A 13,563-nucleotide genomic window follows, 5' to 3' on the forward strand; every position below is an offset into this window, starting at 1 on the left:
GCTAATTATTCGGGTTCAAATAAATTACTTCGGATTCATGCAAGTGAGGAAATGAGACCTGTTTACGGTCGTTCGTATGACCATTGAACAATATGGTGATACTGTCATTGGATGTAATAAATACAACATGAGATTCTTTTATAAGACATATAAAACCGCCCTCACTTGCAGCAGAATAATTTGTTGAATAAAATATTTTTTTTTGCTGCATATAGTCGGTTATTCCGCTGCTGGTATATCGGGGACTTCCTGTCCTGATCCAAATCATACTTTCAGGATACCAAGCAGCTGTCGGCGAAATTCCGCCTGCATAGATACACTGAGAAACATAGTTTGCACAATCATTATCATATGTCTTGTATTCGGGATTCCAAACCGAAATATCACTCGACATATTTAAGGGATTAGATGTGTATTTATTTGCATAGATGACGGCAGCTGCATTATTGTAATCAATCTTTTTTGAATTTGTATTAACGTGATATTTTATAAAATCAAAACCGTTTTGCATAAGAACCTCAGGCTCCGGAGGTTTTAAAGAAAAAGCATCTATTTTTGTATGATAGGTTGCTATTTCAATTTTTATATTTTCAAAATTATCTTTTTCGGTAAATGTGATCTTAAAAATATTGTTTTCAATTTGAGTTTTACCTATATACTTTTTTAATTCCGTAGTTCTTTTGTTGTATTGATTCAAAGCTTTTTTATTATCTTTAAAATATTCAACAGCCTTTTTCATTCCGGCAACAAAGGGAAGCTGATAAACCGAATTAAACTTCAACTTTTTTTCTATCGAAACAAAATAAAATCTTTCATTTGAACCATAGACCTCATCATCAGGCATATAATCGTAAACGGAAACGTCCGAAATATCATAATATTCCGAGTATAAACTATCGGCATATTTTTTAAAAAAAATCTCTTCTTTTGAATTTTCCTGTTTAGGTTTTGACTTTATGCTTACATCATGTTTACTTGAACCTGATTTTCCTTCTTTAAATTCTTTTATTATAGGATACAGTTTAAAAATTACAACTATCCAAAGTAAAATTATAAAGAGAACAAAAATAAGTTTCGCTTTTTTTACTTTTTTTTCCATGAAAGAAAACTAAATTACTCTTCTTCTTTTTTATCAAGTACCTGAAATGTTTTCATAGAGGCATCGAGCATTTCTACAATTTCAGATTCAATATCATGGGATAGGGTAGCCGCACATACATAAAGAATGCTGTTGTGCTTAAACAAATAAAAATAATGTTTTGCAATGCCTTTCCCTTCAGGCAGTTCTATAATTATTTTTCGGGATTCCAAATTATAATTATTTTCAAATTTTTCTTGCGTTATTACTGTATAAGCGGAGGCTGGGTCATCGGACTCTTTTTGACCGGATAAATACTCACTGACTACTTCCTCCATTGAACCGGAAACTTCTTCGGAAACAAAAATCATATTTTGATTTTGCCCCTTTACCGAATCGCCGTATATTATCTTATATTTCAGCCCGGGATAAGTCATTGTTTCCCAACCGTCAGGCATTTCAAAGGTAAAATCCTTAAAGTCATCCATATAATAATCTTGAGATGACAGATAAGAAATCAGTATAAAAATAAAAAAAAGTATCGATAATTTTTTTTTCATAAAACGGCTCCTAATATAAAACCCACCTTAAAAACTATACAAAAGATGAGGAAAAATGTCAAGGTTTATCTTTAACCGTTTAAATAACATGGTTAAAAAATACAGCCCGGTTTTAAAATGATACCCTACTTTAACTTATCCCTGCTTTGCGGTATAATTGCACCCGTTCTAAACATTTATGGAGGTTTTTATGGATATTTTAGATAAACTGAGGGGCGGCGTCATTATGGACGTAACCAACCCAGAACAGGCCAAGATTGCAGAAAATGCAGGAGCCGTTGCAGTCATGGCCCTCGAAAGAATTCCGGCCGATATAAGAGCAGCAGGCGGGGTCTCAAGAATGAGCGATCCTAAGATGATTAAAGAAATCATAAAGGCCGTAAAAATTCCCGTTATGGCAAAGGTCAGAATCGGCCACTTTGTAGAAGCTTCAATTTTGGAAGCCATCGGTATCGATTTTATTGATGAGTCCGAAGTTCTGTCTCCTGCAGACGAGGTTTACCATGTAGATAAAAACAAATTCAAGGTGCCCTTTGTCTGCGGCGCCCGAAATTTGGGAGAGGCATTAAGAAGGATTCAAGAAGGCGCAAAGATGATCCGCACAAAGGGTGAGGCCGGGACCGGAGACGTTATTCAGGCTGTAAAACACATGCGCCAAATCCAAAGCGAAATGAGGCAGCTGACATGCCTTCGCGAAGATGAGCTCTATGTCGCTGCAAAGAATTTCCAAGTACCTTATGCCCTTGTAGAATATGTGCATAAGCACGGGAAGCTCCCCGTTCCGAACTTTTCGGCAGGAGGAGTTGCAACCCCCGCAGATGCAGCCTTGATGGTTCACCTCGGTGCTGACGGCGTTTTTGTTGGAAGCGGTATTTTTAAATCGGGCGATCCTGCAAAAAGAGCTGCCGCCATCGTAAAGGCCGTAAAGAATTACGATAATCCTGCAATCTTAGCAGAGGTTTCAGAAAACCTCGGCCCGGCCATGGTAGGAATCAACGAAGAAGAAATAAAAGTTATAATGAGCGAAAGAGGCGTGTAAGCCGCTTTTCTCAATCTTAAACAAAAAAGAAGGTGTTTTAACGAGCTTCTAGACTCATTAAAACACCTCTTTTTGTTTTATATCTATTTTTATAAAATGCGGACTCCTGCAGCACTTTTAAATTCAAAAAATTCGGGACTGCCTCCGGTTTTTTCAAAATACCTTTTATGTACCTCAAGATAAAATTCGTCAAGAGCATCTTTTTTTACCAAGGCCAAAATATAGCAGCCTTCCGTATTCCCGACTAACTTTGCTCCTCGGCATCCTCTTTGAATAATGGCAGTTTCAAAAAGAATATTTTGTTCGGTACTCATAAGCTCAAAATCATCTCTCATCGAAATATGGGATTCACAAAGGAGTTTCCCCAAAAGATCCATGTCTCCCTTCTCTAAAGCTATTACCGCCTTAGAGGTTCTTGCGTTTTCGGTAATACAGTGTTTTACCCTCCGCATAATTGTTTTATCCAAAAAACTAGGTTGATAGTACGTATAATCAGCCTCGGTTATTTCGCAAAGATGATCCAAGTCTAATTTGTTTTGTAAAATACGCAAGCCCTCTTCACACTCCATGTAGCGGATATTGGAAGATGCCCTATAAGCTTCACTATTTGAGCGGGTACCTATTATGACTATTCCATATTCTCTTAAATTTAAGGGCAGGCTTAAAAAAGAAAGATCCCTAGAGTCAAACAAATTAAGAGCATCTTGTTTTGCCGAAAAAGAAGATATTTGATTTGACAGCCCTCTCTTTGTGTTTAAGATTTCATGTTCGGCTTCCAGACAGAGCGAGGCTATAGTTTTAAAGCTTTCTTTAAGTTTAAATATAGATAAAAGCCCGGTACAAAAGCCCGCTTCAAAGGCCGGTAATGATGTCTGTCCTGTTTTAAAGCGTAACTTATCGAAGACCATTATATCAAACCCGCTTAAAGGATTTTCAAAATGCTTATTAATTTTTTGTGCCGTTAAAAGAATAATATTGAATATGGAGCTTGCAAAACCTTCTTTCCTGCTGTCCGGATTTTGATTTTTTCCGGCTTGTCCGCTTATAAGACCTTCAAATTTTTTATTTAAAACCAAATCCGTCAAAGAAATTTTATCCGAGTTATTTTTTTTAATAAAAAAATAAATAGATTTATCGCAGCATAAATTTAAAACATTTCCGCCGTTATAATCCAACTCTTCGCCCATGAGGGTCAAACTAAGAGGAGAGGCTATTAAAATTCCTTCTTCCGGCGAAGCGCCATAAACCCCCTCAAAAAGCTTTTTAAGTTCAAGTTTTAATTCGGCTTCGTCCATGTTTTCCAAATTTTTTATATCCGCATTAAAGTTCATACAACACCTCTATTCATTATCGGCAGGCAGCTCATTAAAACAAAAGCCATTGTCTTTTTTTAAAAAAAATATTATTCTCATATCCATGGCAAACCCCAAACTTTTTAGAACAATCGACAGGGCTGTTTTTGATTATAAGATGATAGAAGAAGGAGACCGAATTTTACTTGCTGCTTCAGGCGGAAAAGATTCTACGGCATTAGCCGAGTATTTTTCGATGCGCTTAAAACGCCCCTCGCCTAGATTTGAAGTTCATGCTATGCACATAGCAACCGATGTAGCACCGCCCCTTTCTCCTGATTTAATAAAAATGTTTGCAAACTGGAATATCCCGCTCACAATAAAAACCGTTTCCGTCTTGGGAAGGTTAAAACCTAATGAAAAGATGAATTGCTGGTGGTGCTCAACTCAAAGGCGAACCGAGCTAAATAAGTTTGCCATGGAAGAAGGCTTTAATAAGATAGCCTTGGGTCATCACTTGGATGATATTTTGGAAACCCTTTTGATGAACTCTTTAGAAAAGGGCATCTTGTCTACAATGCCCCCCGTCTTAAAATTCGAAAAATATCCCGTTACTATGATAAGGCCGCTCTGCCTTGCAGACCTCCCTATGATTATCCGCCATTCGGAGCAGGCCGGCTATATATGCTCGACCTGCACCTGCAACTTTCAAGAAAACTCCGCCCGCAAAACAGCCCGCTCAAGACTCGACCGCTTGACAGGCGGCTCCTACAAGCTCAAGATAAACCTTTTTAATTCTCTAAAGAATATCTTGCCTGAATATCTGCCGTGAGCCTTACCTTATATCTTCCCTTAATAGAGGCATGCTCATACAGCGGGGGCCGCCGCGGCCGCGGGAAAGTTCACCGCAGGGCATTTCGAGGACTTTTAAGCCCTTCTTGTTTAAGATTTCGTTTGTAACATCGTTTCTTTCATAAACGACTATTGTGCCCGGGCTTATGCAGAGAGTATTGGAACCGTCATTCCACTGTTCGCGCTCGGCTGCAATCTTGTCCCCTCCGGCACATTGGATGAGCTCAACCTTTCCGGCTCCCGTATATTTTTCAAGAACTTTTTCCAAGGTAGAATCAATCTGCTTTACATTGAGTTCTCCCTTTTTTGTTCCTCTTGTAATTTCAAAGACTCTTAAAGGTCCTAGAATTCCGGGGTGAATGGTAAACTTGTCAAAGTCTATTTGAGTAAAGACCGTGTCCAAGTGCATAAAGGCCCTGATTGCAGGGATTTGAAAGGCAAGGACGGTTTTTATAGGAGATGTTTCATTATCAAAGATATTGTTTGCTATAGAATCGATAGCGTTGGCAGATGTCCTCTGCGAAAGTCCTATCGCCAAAACATCTTTACCGATATTTAAGATATCTCCGCCTTCAATGCTGGGAGCATCATAGCGGTTGTAGAATCTATTTACCTTTCCGGCATATTCGGGATGATGCTCAAAGATATACTCCCCGTAAATAGTTTCACGGCATCTTGTTACCGAGTACATTTTATTTAAGCTGACTCCGTTTCCTATACATGCAAAGGGGTCGCGGGTAAAGTAGAGGTTGGGCATGGGATTTATAAGCATAGAGCCCGAATCCAAAACGTAGTGCGAAAGCGAATGTGTATTCTTAAAGGGTATCTCGTTTGCGTTTACGCCTTCCATTGTTTTTAGGATAAGCTCTTTCGGATCCTTGATTGCATTAAGAAAATCATAGATCATTTTTTGATAATATTCGGAATAGATATCAGCTTCGTTAATATACTGCTTTATAAATTTTTCGCGGATTTCCGCACTTTGAGAAACAGCCTCAGCCGCCAAGTCTTCAAGATATACAACATCCACTCCGTTTTTTGATAGAATATCGGCAAAAGCATCGTGTTCTTTTTGGGCCATTTTTAAAAACGGAATATCGTCAAACAATAGTTCATCGAGTTTATCCGGGGTAAGATTTAAAAGTTCCTTTCCGGGGCGGTGCAGGAGCACCTTTTTTAGTTTTCCTATTTCGTTTGTAACATTTATGACAGCCATGTAATTCTCCTAAAGTTTAATAATCCGAATGATTGTACAGGATAAAGATAAAGAATTCAATAGGGGAAATTCAAATACCTAAGGTCGAATTGTCATGCGTACTTTACACTTAAGCCTTTGTCAATTTCGAGACTTTATGCTATAATATTAAACATAAAAAAGGGAGAAACCTATGAATTATTTTTACCTATTATTTTTACTTCTTGTATTTCCCTTAGTTTTGCTGCTAAGGGCTCTCACATTTAAACCTAAAAAACCGAATAAACTTATCGTAGAAGATATCGATATGGACTTTGAGAAAGCTATAAGCCGGTTTGCAGGGATGATAAAGATTCCTACGGTATCTCACGCCGATGTCAGTCTTGAAGACCCGTCAGTTTTTAAGAAATTCCAAGACTATTTAAACGATGCCTACCCTCTTGTTACAAAAACCTGCCCGCGCCGAATCTTAGGACCTAAAGGACTCCTTTATCATTGGAAGGGCAAGAGCTCCGAAAAGGCTTCGGTTTTTATGGCCCATTATGATGTAGTCCCCGTAAATCGGGAGGGCTGGAGCCGAGATCCCTTCGGGGCTGAAATTATAGATAATGTACTCTGGGGACGCGGTACCTTGGATACTAAGTGTACCCTTTGCGGTGTAATGGAAGCTGCCGAGTATCTTCTTTCAAAAGGTTTTGTACCCGAACACGATATCTATCTTTCTTTTTCAGGGGATGAAGAACCGCACGGCCCAAGCTGCCCTGCAATAGTCGAAGAGCTTAAAAAAGAAAATATAAATGTGGAGTTTGTTCTTGATGAGGGAGGGGCCGTAGTTGAAGGCATTTTCCCCGGCATCAAAGAAAGGTTTGCCGTAATAGGTATAGGAGAAAAGGGACAGATGGATGTGGAGCTTTCGATGGAAAGTAAGGGCGGACACGCTTCAACTCCTCCTAAGCACACGATTGTAGGTAAATTAGCTCAAGCTGTATGCAATATCGAAAACAACCCCCTCCCCATGCATGTAACACCTCCGGTTTCGGCTATGTTCGATGTGCTCGGCCGTCATGCAGGCCTTGGAATGAGATTAGTCTTTGCAAACCTAAAAGTTTTTTATCCTCTATTTAACATGCTTACCAAAAAAACAGGAGGAGAATTAAACGCCATGCTCCGCACCACAACAGCCGTAACAAAGATGGCCGGCTCCGATGCCTTTAATGTTATCCCGCCTAAAGCCAGCATAGGTATCAATATCCGCTATTTAGCCGAAGACGGAAGAGAGAACATTATTTCTCATTTTAAAAGAGTGATAAAAAACGAAGCTGTAAAAATCGAGGTAAAATATGATGAAGAACCCAGCCGTTATTCAAAAATAGATAGCCCCGAATTCGAGCTTTTAAGCGATGCAATCAGACAAACTTGGGAAAAGACATTAGTAACTCCCTATCTGATGATGGCCTGTTCGGATTCCCGCCATTACTCAAAAATATCGGATAAGGTCTATAGGTTTTCTGCGATGCACTTAACAAAAGAAGAAAGAGGCTTAATTCACGGCAATGACGAAAGAATACGCTTGGACGAGTTTAAAAGAACTCTCGCATTTTTTGTACGAATAATGAATAAATTTTAACTTGACTGTAGACAAAAATAGTAGTATCTTTAATATATTATACATATATAAGGCGGTAAATATTATGAACGAAAAAATTACAAAGGCTTTAAACGAGCAGATTAACAAGGAAATGGAATCGGCTTATTTATATTTAGGAATGGCTGTACATTTTGAAGCTGAGGCTCTTACAGGTTTTGCCCATTGGATGCAGGAGCAAGCTAAGGAAGAAATGGAACATGCTCTTAAGATATACAGATACTTGTTTGAGATAGGAGCAAAGCCTGTTTTGGGAGCCATCGGTGCCCAAAGTACCGAATACGGAAAACCGATAGATGTTATCAAAAAGGTTTTAGAACACGAAAAATTTGTAACCGCTTCTATCACAAGCCTTTACGAGTTGGCTCTAGCCGAAAAAGATTATAAAACTCAAAGCTTCTTAACTTGGTTTATCAATGAACAGGTTGAAGAAGAAGCCAATGTTACGGCTATCTTGGATAAGTTTAAATACATCGATAACAATACAGGTCTTATGATTTTGGATAAGGAACTAGGCAAAAGAGCTTAAATTTAAAGACGTAAAAAAAACGGCCCTTGGAGGCCGTTTTTTTTCTAACAATTTACTTGCCGGTAACTATTGCTATACCGCTGCTTGCACCTATCCTTGAACAGCCCAAACCGATATAGGTTTCCGCGTCTTCACGAGTGCGCACCCCGCCTGAAGCTTTTATCTTCGTATCTTTTTTTAAGTATTTTTTAAATAGTTTTATATCTTCAACCGAAGCCCCACGGGAGCCGTAGCCTGTCGAGGTCTTTATAAAATCCGCCCCGGCCTTTTCGATAATTGCACAAATATCCGCAATATTTTTTTCTTCAAGATAACAGGTTTCGACAATTACTTTAAGAAGAACATTCTTTTCATGGCAGGCCTTTGTTATGGCACTCACTTCATTTTGAGTATATTCCAAATCTCCTTCTAAAAGTTTCCCTACATTTATAACCATGTCTATCTCTTCAGCACCGGCTCCAATTGCCTTTTTAGCCTCTTCTACTTTTACCTCCGTTGAAGATGCCCCGAAGGGAAAAGAAATAACGCTGCACACCTTTACATCGGAACCTTTCAGCTCCTTTCTCACCAATGAAACATTGCAAGGATTTACACAAACGGAAGCAAAATGATACTCTTTTGCTTCATTACAAATTTTGATTATATCCTTTTCGGAAGCTGTCGGTTTAAGAAGGGTGTGATCTATATATTTATTTAATTCCATATTTAAACTCCTCATTTAAAAATAATATATATTTTGTCTTTTGTCCAGCTATGAACGCCTTATTCGATTTGTTCTATCAGGCTATTGATCTTTCCTATACAGGCAGAAGCAAATCCCTTATCAGGCAACTGAGATGCAATTATTCTAAGATAGCCCAAAACATCCTTTAAAGTTTTATCCGTAGAAGTTTTAGGGTCTATTGTTTTTTTCAAAGCACCTTTTACATTTAAGAGAATCATCCTGCGTTTTAACCCGACCTCTCCGGACAATTTATTTATAACATATTCCATTTGAATACGCTCATTACTTATAAGAAAATCTTTTAATTCGATAGAAGGAAGATTATCCATCAAGTCACGCAAATAGACAAAGAGATTAACTATTTCATAACCCTCGATAATATCCAACTCTTCTTCAAATTGAGGTGATTCTTTTAAGCTGTGAGGCAGAAGTGAAAGATACGGTTTATCGGAAAGTTTATTTACAATTTCATCAACAGAATCGGAAGTATCCAAATCATCATCAAAGGAAGAAGGAATAAGGGAGTCGGGAGCCGTACCCGCAGGGTCTAAAAAATCCTCATCATCAGAGCTTAAATTTGTTTCTTTGGACAAAGGCACATTTGAGCTGGCAGGCAGATCATCAATTAACTCATTTTCATTATTTAATTCATCTTCATTACTTAAAGAATCTTCAGCACTTAGATCCATCTCATCAAGACTTGGCCTATCCGAATCTTGAGGCGTTTTTTTATCTGCCGGTCTTTCAGGCAGAGGGCTAGAGGCGTCTCTTGATTCCGGTACTGCTTCCAATTCCGGTTCCATTTCAATTCCTTCATCTTCCGAACCAAAGCTGTCAGCTGTGTCAGGCTTTGCTGCCGAAAAGGGCATATCGGCTGTGTCGGACTTTCCGGATTTTGCGGCAGAGCTAAGATCTTGGGGATAATCCGATTCCGGTATACTTGATTGCTGCTGCGGCTGAGCTTGATAAGAAGCCGGTTCATTTGGAGGTGCTTGATACGGCGGAGATTGAAGAGGAGCCGATTCACTTGAAGGAGATTGATATGGCTTAGATTGGGAAGGAGCAAAGTCCTTTGTAGGTGTTGTTTCTTTTGCAGGAGCATCTCCTTTTGATGAAGTATCTTGAAGTTGTAGCTCTTCTTCAGGTATATCATTCTTTCGATTCCTATTGGGCCCCGGCTTGCCCAGCTCAAGAGGATCATACTCGGCCCCTATGTCCGGACTATCGTCAATGGGTGCATCAACATAGACCAAATTATCTAAAGAATCTTCATCTTCTCCTCGATCAAAAACTTCATCATCAGCCAATTCCATTAAATCATCAAAAGGCATCTCTAAATCAGGCATATCTTCAAAGCTTTCGCTAAGAGTTATTTCATCATCATCTTCAAAATTTACCGCTCCCAAATCTTCTAAATCCGGTTCAGGGCTTATATCAAGTTCTTCTTGAGGAGGGCGCAGCTTATCAAGATTTTTATTCAGAATACCGTCATCGCCGTAAGACTTAACGGCATCTTCATATAACTGAACGGACTTGGACAAGCTGCCTATATCGTCATTTTCTATTTTATCGGTTTGAATATCAACGATTTTATTTGCAAGACGAACAGCTTCAACAGTATTGCCTTCATTTTTGTTCAGCTCTAAAATTGCCGCAAGAGCTTCGGTATTATTTGCATCATTTTTTATTATTTTATTATATTCATGCTTGGCTAAATCATATCTTTTCATTTGTTCATAAGCCTTTCCTAATTTTAACCTTGCAGGAATTTCTTGAGGTTTTTCATTTAGATATTTGATGAGTTCATTTGCCGCTTCTTTATATTTATCGTTATGAAAATACAAATCAGCCAATTCGGCCCTCATATTTATTTCACTCGGAGATAACTGAAGTAAGTGTTCAAAAATAAGCTCTGCTTTTTTTGTATCCCCTAATACCGAATAAAGCTTACCCTGCATTTTAAGAACATCTTTATCGCCCTTAATTTCTTTACTTAAATGATTTAAGATTTCTTTAGCCTTTGCATAATCTTCAAGCATCAAGCAAACTTCTGCCGTGCTCAATAGTAGTTCTTTATTATTAGGATATTTCTCTTTATTATTTATCAAAATATTATAAGCATCAAAATATCTTTTTTGTGCTTTAAGCATATTGGCATATCCGAGTACTGCAGGCAAAAAGTTTCCATTTATAGAAACGGCTTTTTTATAAAAATCTTCGGCATCTTTATCTTCATGAATTTTTTCATAAAGCTTAGCTAATTTTGTAAAATTTTCTTCCGATTGACCTGTTGACCCTATAATCATTTTATAGGTTTCAATCGCCTTTCCGAGTTCTTCCATTTCTACATAACAATCGGCAATAGCCGCAAGAGCCTCATACCAATTAGGTTTTGTTTTCATGGCAGTTTGATATGAATTAATCGCCTCTTTATAATGCTTTTCTTCTTTATACAACTCTGCAAGATTAAAATTCAAAAAAGGATGATTGGGATCTACTTTTAAGCCTATCTTATAAGTTTCAAGAGCTTTAGAGTAATCTTTGCATAAAAAATATACACTTCCTAAATGGTTATATGCAAGGGCATCATCCGGTTTTATATCCAATACATCGGTAAAACATTGTATTGCATGTTTGTAATCGCCGTTTTGTTTATATGTATTGCCTAGATTATAAAGAGTTGTTTCATTTTTGCTGTCTATAGCCTTTGCCTTTTCCAAGATAACTATCGACTCATTAAACATGTTAAGACGGCGATAGATAACGCCCATATTGTTTAGAATATCTGAATTATTGGGATTAAGAGAATTTAGTTCTTTGTATATTTCCAAGCCCTTTTTCATATCGCCGGATCGGATATAGAGTTTTCCCAAAAGATTTTTTAATTGATAATACTCATCAGGTGTATTTTTTTGTTTTTTTAATTGATTTAATAAAATTTTTTCTGCAAAAGCATAGTCACGAGATAAAATAGCTGCATTAGCCTGCTCAATTATAATGTTCAAATTACTCGACATTCTTTCCTTCCTTTTTACTTTGCAGAGGCCGAGCCCACACCTCTTTTGATGTATCACCGGCATGTTCTCCATTCTCTTCATCATAAGCGGCTATTGCAAAAAAGTATATTTTGCCGTTTTTTAAATTTTCTATTTTATAACTTATCACATTTCCTACATCAATCGGAGAACCTTCAACGAAATATTCACCTTTTTTATTTCCAAAATAAATAAGATAACCCTTTACATCAGTATCTATAGAAGGAGACCAAAATAATTCAACCGATGAATCTCCTGCCCTTGCAATAAGCTTTGAAGGAGGAAGAGGAAGATTATCTTTTTCATACTCCAAAGAAAATGAATGAATAAGGGGAGATTTAAGCCCTTCCGCATCCGGATAAATATTACAGGCAATCTGAAAAAAACGGCCCGAAATATTTTTTATCTCTTCATTCGGTCTGATACTCTTCCATTCAGGATAGGTTCCGTTCCAATTAAAAGGACTATCGGCGGCTCTGATAAAAAATTCCGCATCGGTTTGTTCAGGTTTATCATATAAGGCTTTTAAGACACGAGGCTGCGATTTATTTCCTCCGGTGTCGATTATATTTGTTTCTATACGGCCTCCGTCTTGAGGGTACTTTTCAAACAAGGAAGATATTTCCCAAGGCATTCCGAATTGGGAAAAAAAGTTTGTTACTTTTAGTTCATCGATTAAACCGGAATAGTTTAAGCCTATAAGTACGTCCGATGAAGTACCCAGTGCAGAATACAACACCTGATTGCTCTCTCTTCCCGTCTCGGTCATATAAACAATGGCTTCGGACTTACCGTTCATCCTATATTCCAAAAGACCGGTAGTTTCATCATAAGTAATAAGATGATGACTCCAAATTTCGGGGATTATGTTTGACTTTCCTGAAAGTCTGACATCCAGTCCCTTATTGTTTTTGTCCTGCCAAATATTTAAAAAAGACCATTCGAGCTTATTGTTAAAAATACTTGCCGCAATATTTTGATACATTGTTTTTCTGCCCTCGACCAAGGAAGTCCACCAGCGTAAAATCGTACTTCCGCTTTCCGTTGTCTGAGGACATAACCAGAATTCTATTGTAAAAGATTTTAGAATTTTAGCGCCTGCAAAAAAAGAAGTCTTTGATGGTTTTAATGTCAAACTTTCATTATTGGAATTATAATGAAAAAGAGCCGCACCTTCTCCGATTTTTGCCTTTTCAGCACCAAGATGGATAATCGATGAATTAGCTACAGTATAATTTCCGGTTTCTTCAATCGTATCCTTAAAATCGAAGCTAAGGTACATATCCGTAGTTTCGGTAATATTATGAGAAGCGGATGTCAATCCCAAAGACTGAAAGCCGAATTTCCCGTTTCTTTGTTCTATATTGCGGGAATAAAAAAGATTATTCCAACCCAATTTTCCGCCGAAATTCAGTACCGCATCTTCAGAAAAAGCGGAAATTAAGAGAAGATTAAAAAATATAAGGCTCACAACAGAGCTTTTTCGTAAATTCAGTTTAAATTTATACATAATCTGCATTTATTATCGGCAAAAAAGCCCTGTAGGTCAATAAAATAACCGCGTTTTTATAGATTTAGAATATTTTTCGGCAATAATTGAATCAACAAACCTCC

At 37.8% G+C, this 13,563-nt stretch carries 11 protein-coding genes; 4 read left to right on the forward strand and 7 right to left on the reverse strand.

What is annotated here, in order from left to right; translation table 11 throughout:
- Window position 1: 1 nt before the first annotated feature.
- A complete protein-coding gene (locus tag HYB91_RS10550) occupies window positions 2–1,099 on the reverse strand; it encodes an amidase domain-containing protein (protein ID WP_253688714.1) in 1,098 nt (365 codons plus the stop codon).
- 14 nt (window positions 1,100–1,113) lie between these two features.
- On the reverse strand, window positions 1,114–1,638 hold the full coding sequence (locus HYB91_RS10555) for a PsbP-related protein (protein ID WP_253719504.1): 525 nt from the start codon (window positions 1,636–1,638) through the stop codon (window positions 1,114–1,116).
- 190 nt (window positions 1,639–1,828) lie between these two features.
- Between HYB91_RS10555 and pdxS the strand changes: the two genes are divergently transcribed.
- The gene (gene pdxS / locus HYB91_RS10560) at window positions 1,829–2,677 is read left to right on the forward strand and encodes a pyridoxal 5'-phosphate synthase lyase subunit PdxS (RefSeq protein ID WP_002666038.1); all 849 of its coding nucleotides are present in this window, start codon (window positions 1,829–1,831) and stop codon (window positions 2,675–2,677) included.
- Window positions 2,678–2,766: 89 nt separating this feature from the next.
- On the opposite strand, the gene HYB91_RS10565 is transcribed toward pdxS, so the two are convergent.
- Window positions 2,767–4,008, reverse strand: coding sequence for a galactokinase (locus tag HYB91_RS10565; RefSeq protein ID WP_253719505.1), 1,242 nt, complete (start codon window positions 4,006–4,008; stop codon window positions 2,767–2,769).
- Between the two features lie 85 nt (window positions 4,009–4,093).
- On the opposite strand from HYB91_RS10565, the gene HYB91_RS10570 reads away from it, so the two are divergent.
- On the forward strand, window positions 4,094–4,801 hold the full coding sequence (locus HYB91_RS10570; protein ID WP_002676811.1) for a tRNA 2-thiocytidine biosynthesis TtcA family protein: 708 nt from the start codon (window positions 4,094–4,096) through the stop codon (window positions 4,799–4,801).
- A 3-nt stretch (window positions 4,802–4,804) separates the two neighbouring features.
- On the opposite strand, the gene arcA is transcribed toward HYB91_RS10570, so the two are convergent.
- Window positions 4,805–6,037: an arginine deiminase gene (arcA, locus tag HYB91_RS10575; RefSeq protein ID WP_002676810.1), complete on the reverse strand. Its 1,233-nt coding sequence runs from the start codon at window positions 6,035–6,037 to the stop codon at window positions 4,805–4,807.
- A gap of 172 nt (window positions 6,038–6,209) precedes the next feature.
- Between arcA and HYB91_RS10580 the strand changes: the two genes are divergently transcribed.
- Together HYB91_RS10580 and HYB91_RS10585 are read left to right on the forward strand one after the other, a co-directional pair.
- Window positions 6,210–7,643 carry a M20 family peptidase gene (locus HYB91_RS10580; RefSeq protein WP_002676808.1) on the forward strand — a complete coding sequence of 478 codons (1,434 nt, stop codon included), beginning with the start codon at window positions 6,210–6,212 and terminating at the stop codon, window positions 7,641–7,643.
- Window positions 7,644–7,707: 64 nt separating this feature from the next.
- The gene (locus HYB91_RS10585) at window positions 7,708–8,190 is read left to right on the forward strand and encodes a ferritin (protein ID WP_002666049.1); all 483 of its coding nucleotides are present in this window, start codon (window positions 7,708–7,710) and stop codon (window positions 8,188–8,190) included.
- A gap of 52 nt (window positions 8,191–8,242) precedes the next feature.
- Here the strand turns inward: HYB91_RS10585 and deoC are convergent, their stop codons facing one another.
- The 3 genes from deoC to HYB91_RS10600 are packed head-to-tail and all read right to left on the reverse strand — an operon-like array spanning window position 8,243 to window position 13,468.
- Complete coding sequence (gene deoC / locus HYB91_RS10590) at window positions 8,243–8,893, reverse strand: deoxyribose-phosphate aldolase (RefSeq protein ID WP_002666051.1); 651 nt, start codon at window positions 8,891–8,893, stop codon at window positions 8,243–8,245.
- 59 nt (window positions 8,894–8,952) lie between these two features.
- On the reverse strand, window positions 8,953–11,931 hold the full coding sequence (locus tag HYB91_RS10595; protein ID WP_002676807.1) for a tetratricopeptide repeat protein: 2,979 nt from the start codon (window positions 11,929–11,931) through the stop codon (window positions 8,953–8,955).
- Window positions 11,921–13,468: a fibronectin type III domain-containing protein gene (locus tag HYB91_RS10600; RefSeq protein ID WP_002676805.1), complete on the reverse strand. Its 1,548-nt coding sequence runs from the start codon at window positions 13,466–13,468 to the stop codon at window positions 11,921–11,923. Before HYB91_RS10600 ends, HYB91_RS10595 begins: the two co-directional genes overlap by 11 nt.
- Window positions 13,469–13,563 lie beyond the last annotated feature (95 nt).

The organism is Treponema sp. B152 (genome assembly GCF_024181665.1).
In the GTDB taxonomy this organism is placed as follows: Bacteria; Spirochaetota; Spirochaetia; order Treponematales; family Treponemataceae; genus Treponema_B; species Treponema_B denticola.

Bases quoted from the DNA above. Each gene is read 5' to 3' on its own strand.
- HYB91_RS10580 (WP_002676808.1), top strand. From the start codon at position 6,210: ATGAATTATTTTTACCTATTATTTTTACTTCTTGTATTTCCCTTAGTT.
- HYB91_RS10585 (WP_002666049.1), top strand. From the start codon at position 7,708: ATGAACGAAAAAATTACAAAGGCTTTAAACGAGCAGATTAACAAGGAA.
- HYB91_RS10565 (WP_253719505.1), bottom strand. From the start codon at position 4,008: ATGAACTTTAATGCGGATATAAAAAATTTGGAAAACATGGACGAAGCC.
- pdxS (WP_002666038.1), top strand. From the start codon at position 1,829: ATGGATATTTTAGATAAACTGAGGGGCGGCGTCATTATGGACGTAACC.
- HYB91_RS10550 (WP_253688714.1), bottom strand. From the start codon at position 1,099: ATGGAAAAAAAAGTAAAAAAAGCGAAACTTATTTTTGTTCTCTTTATA.
- HYB91_RS10555 (WP_253719504.1), bottom strand. From the start codon at position 1,638: ATGAAAAAAAAATTATCGATACTTTTTTTTATTTTTATACTGATTTCT.
- HYB91_RS10600 (WP_002676805.1), bottom strand. From the start codon at position 13,468: ATGCAGATTATGTATAAATTTAAACTGAATTTACGAAAAAGCTCTGTT.
- HYB91_RS10570 (WP_002676811.1), top strand. From the start codon at position 4,094: ATGGCAAACCCCAAACTTTTTAGAACAATCGACAGGGCTGTTTTTGAT.
- deoC (WP_002666051.1), bottom strand. From the start codon at position 8,893: ATGGAATTAAATAAATATATAGATCACACCCTTCTTAAACCGACAGCT.
- arcA (WP_002676810.1), bottom strand. From the start codon at position 6,037: ATGGCTGTCATAAATGTTACAAACGAAATAGGAAAACTAAAAAAGGTG.
- HYB91_RS10595 (WP_002676807.1), bottom strand. From the start codon at position 11,931: ATGTCGAGTAATTTGAACATTATAATTGAGCAGGCTAATGCAGCTATT.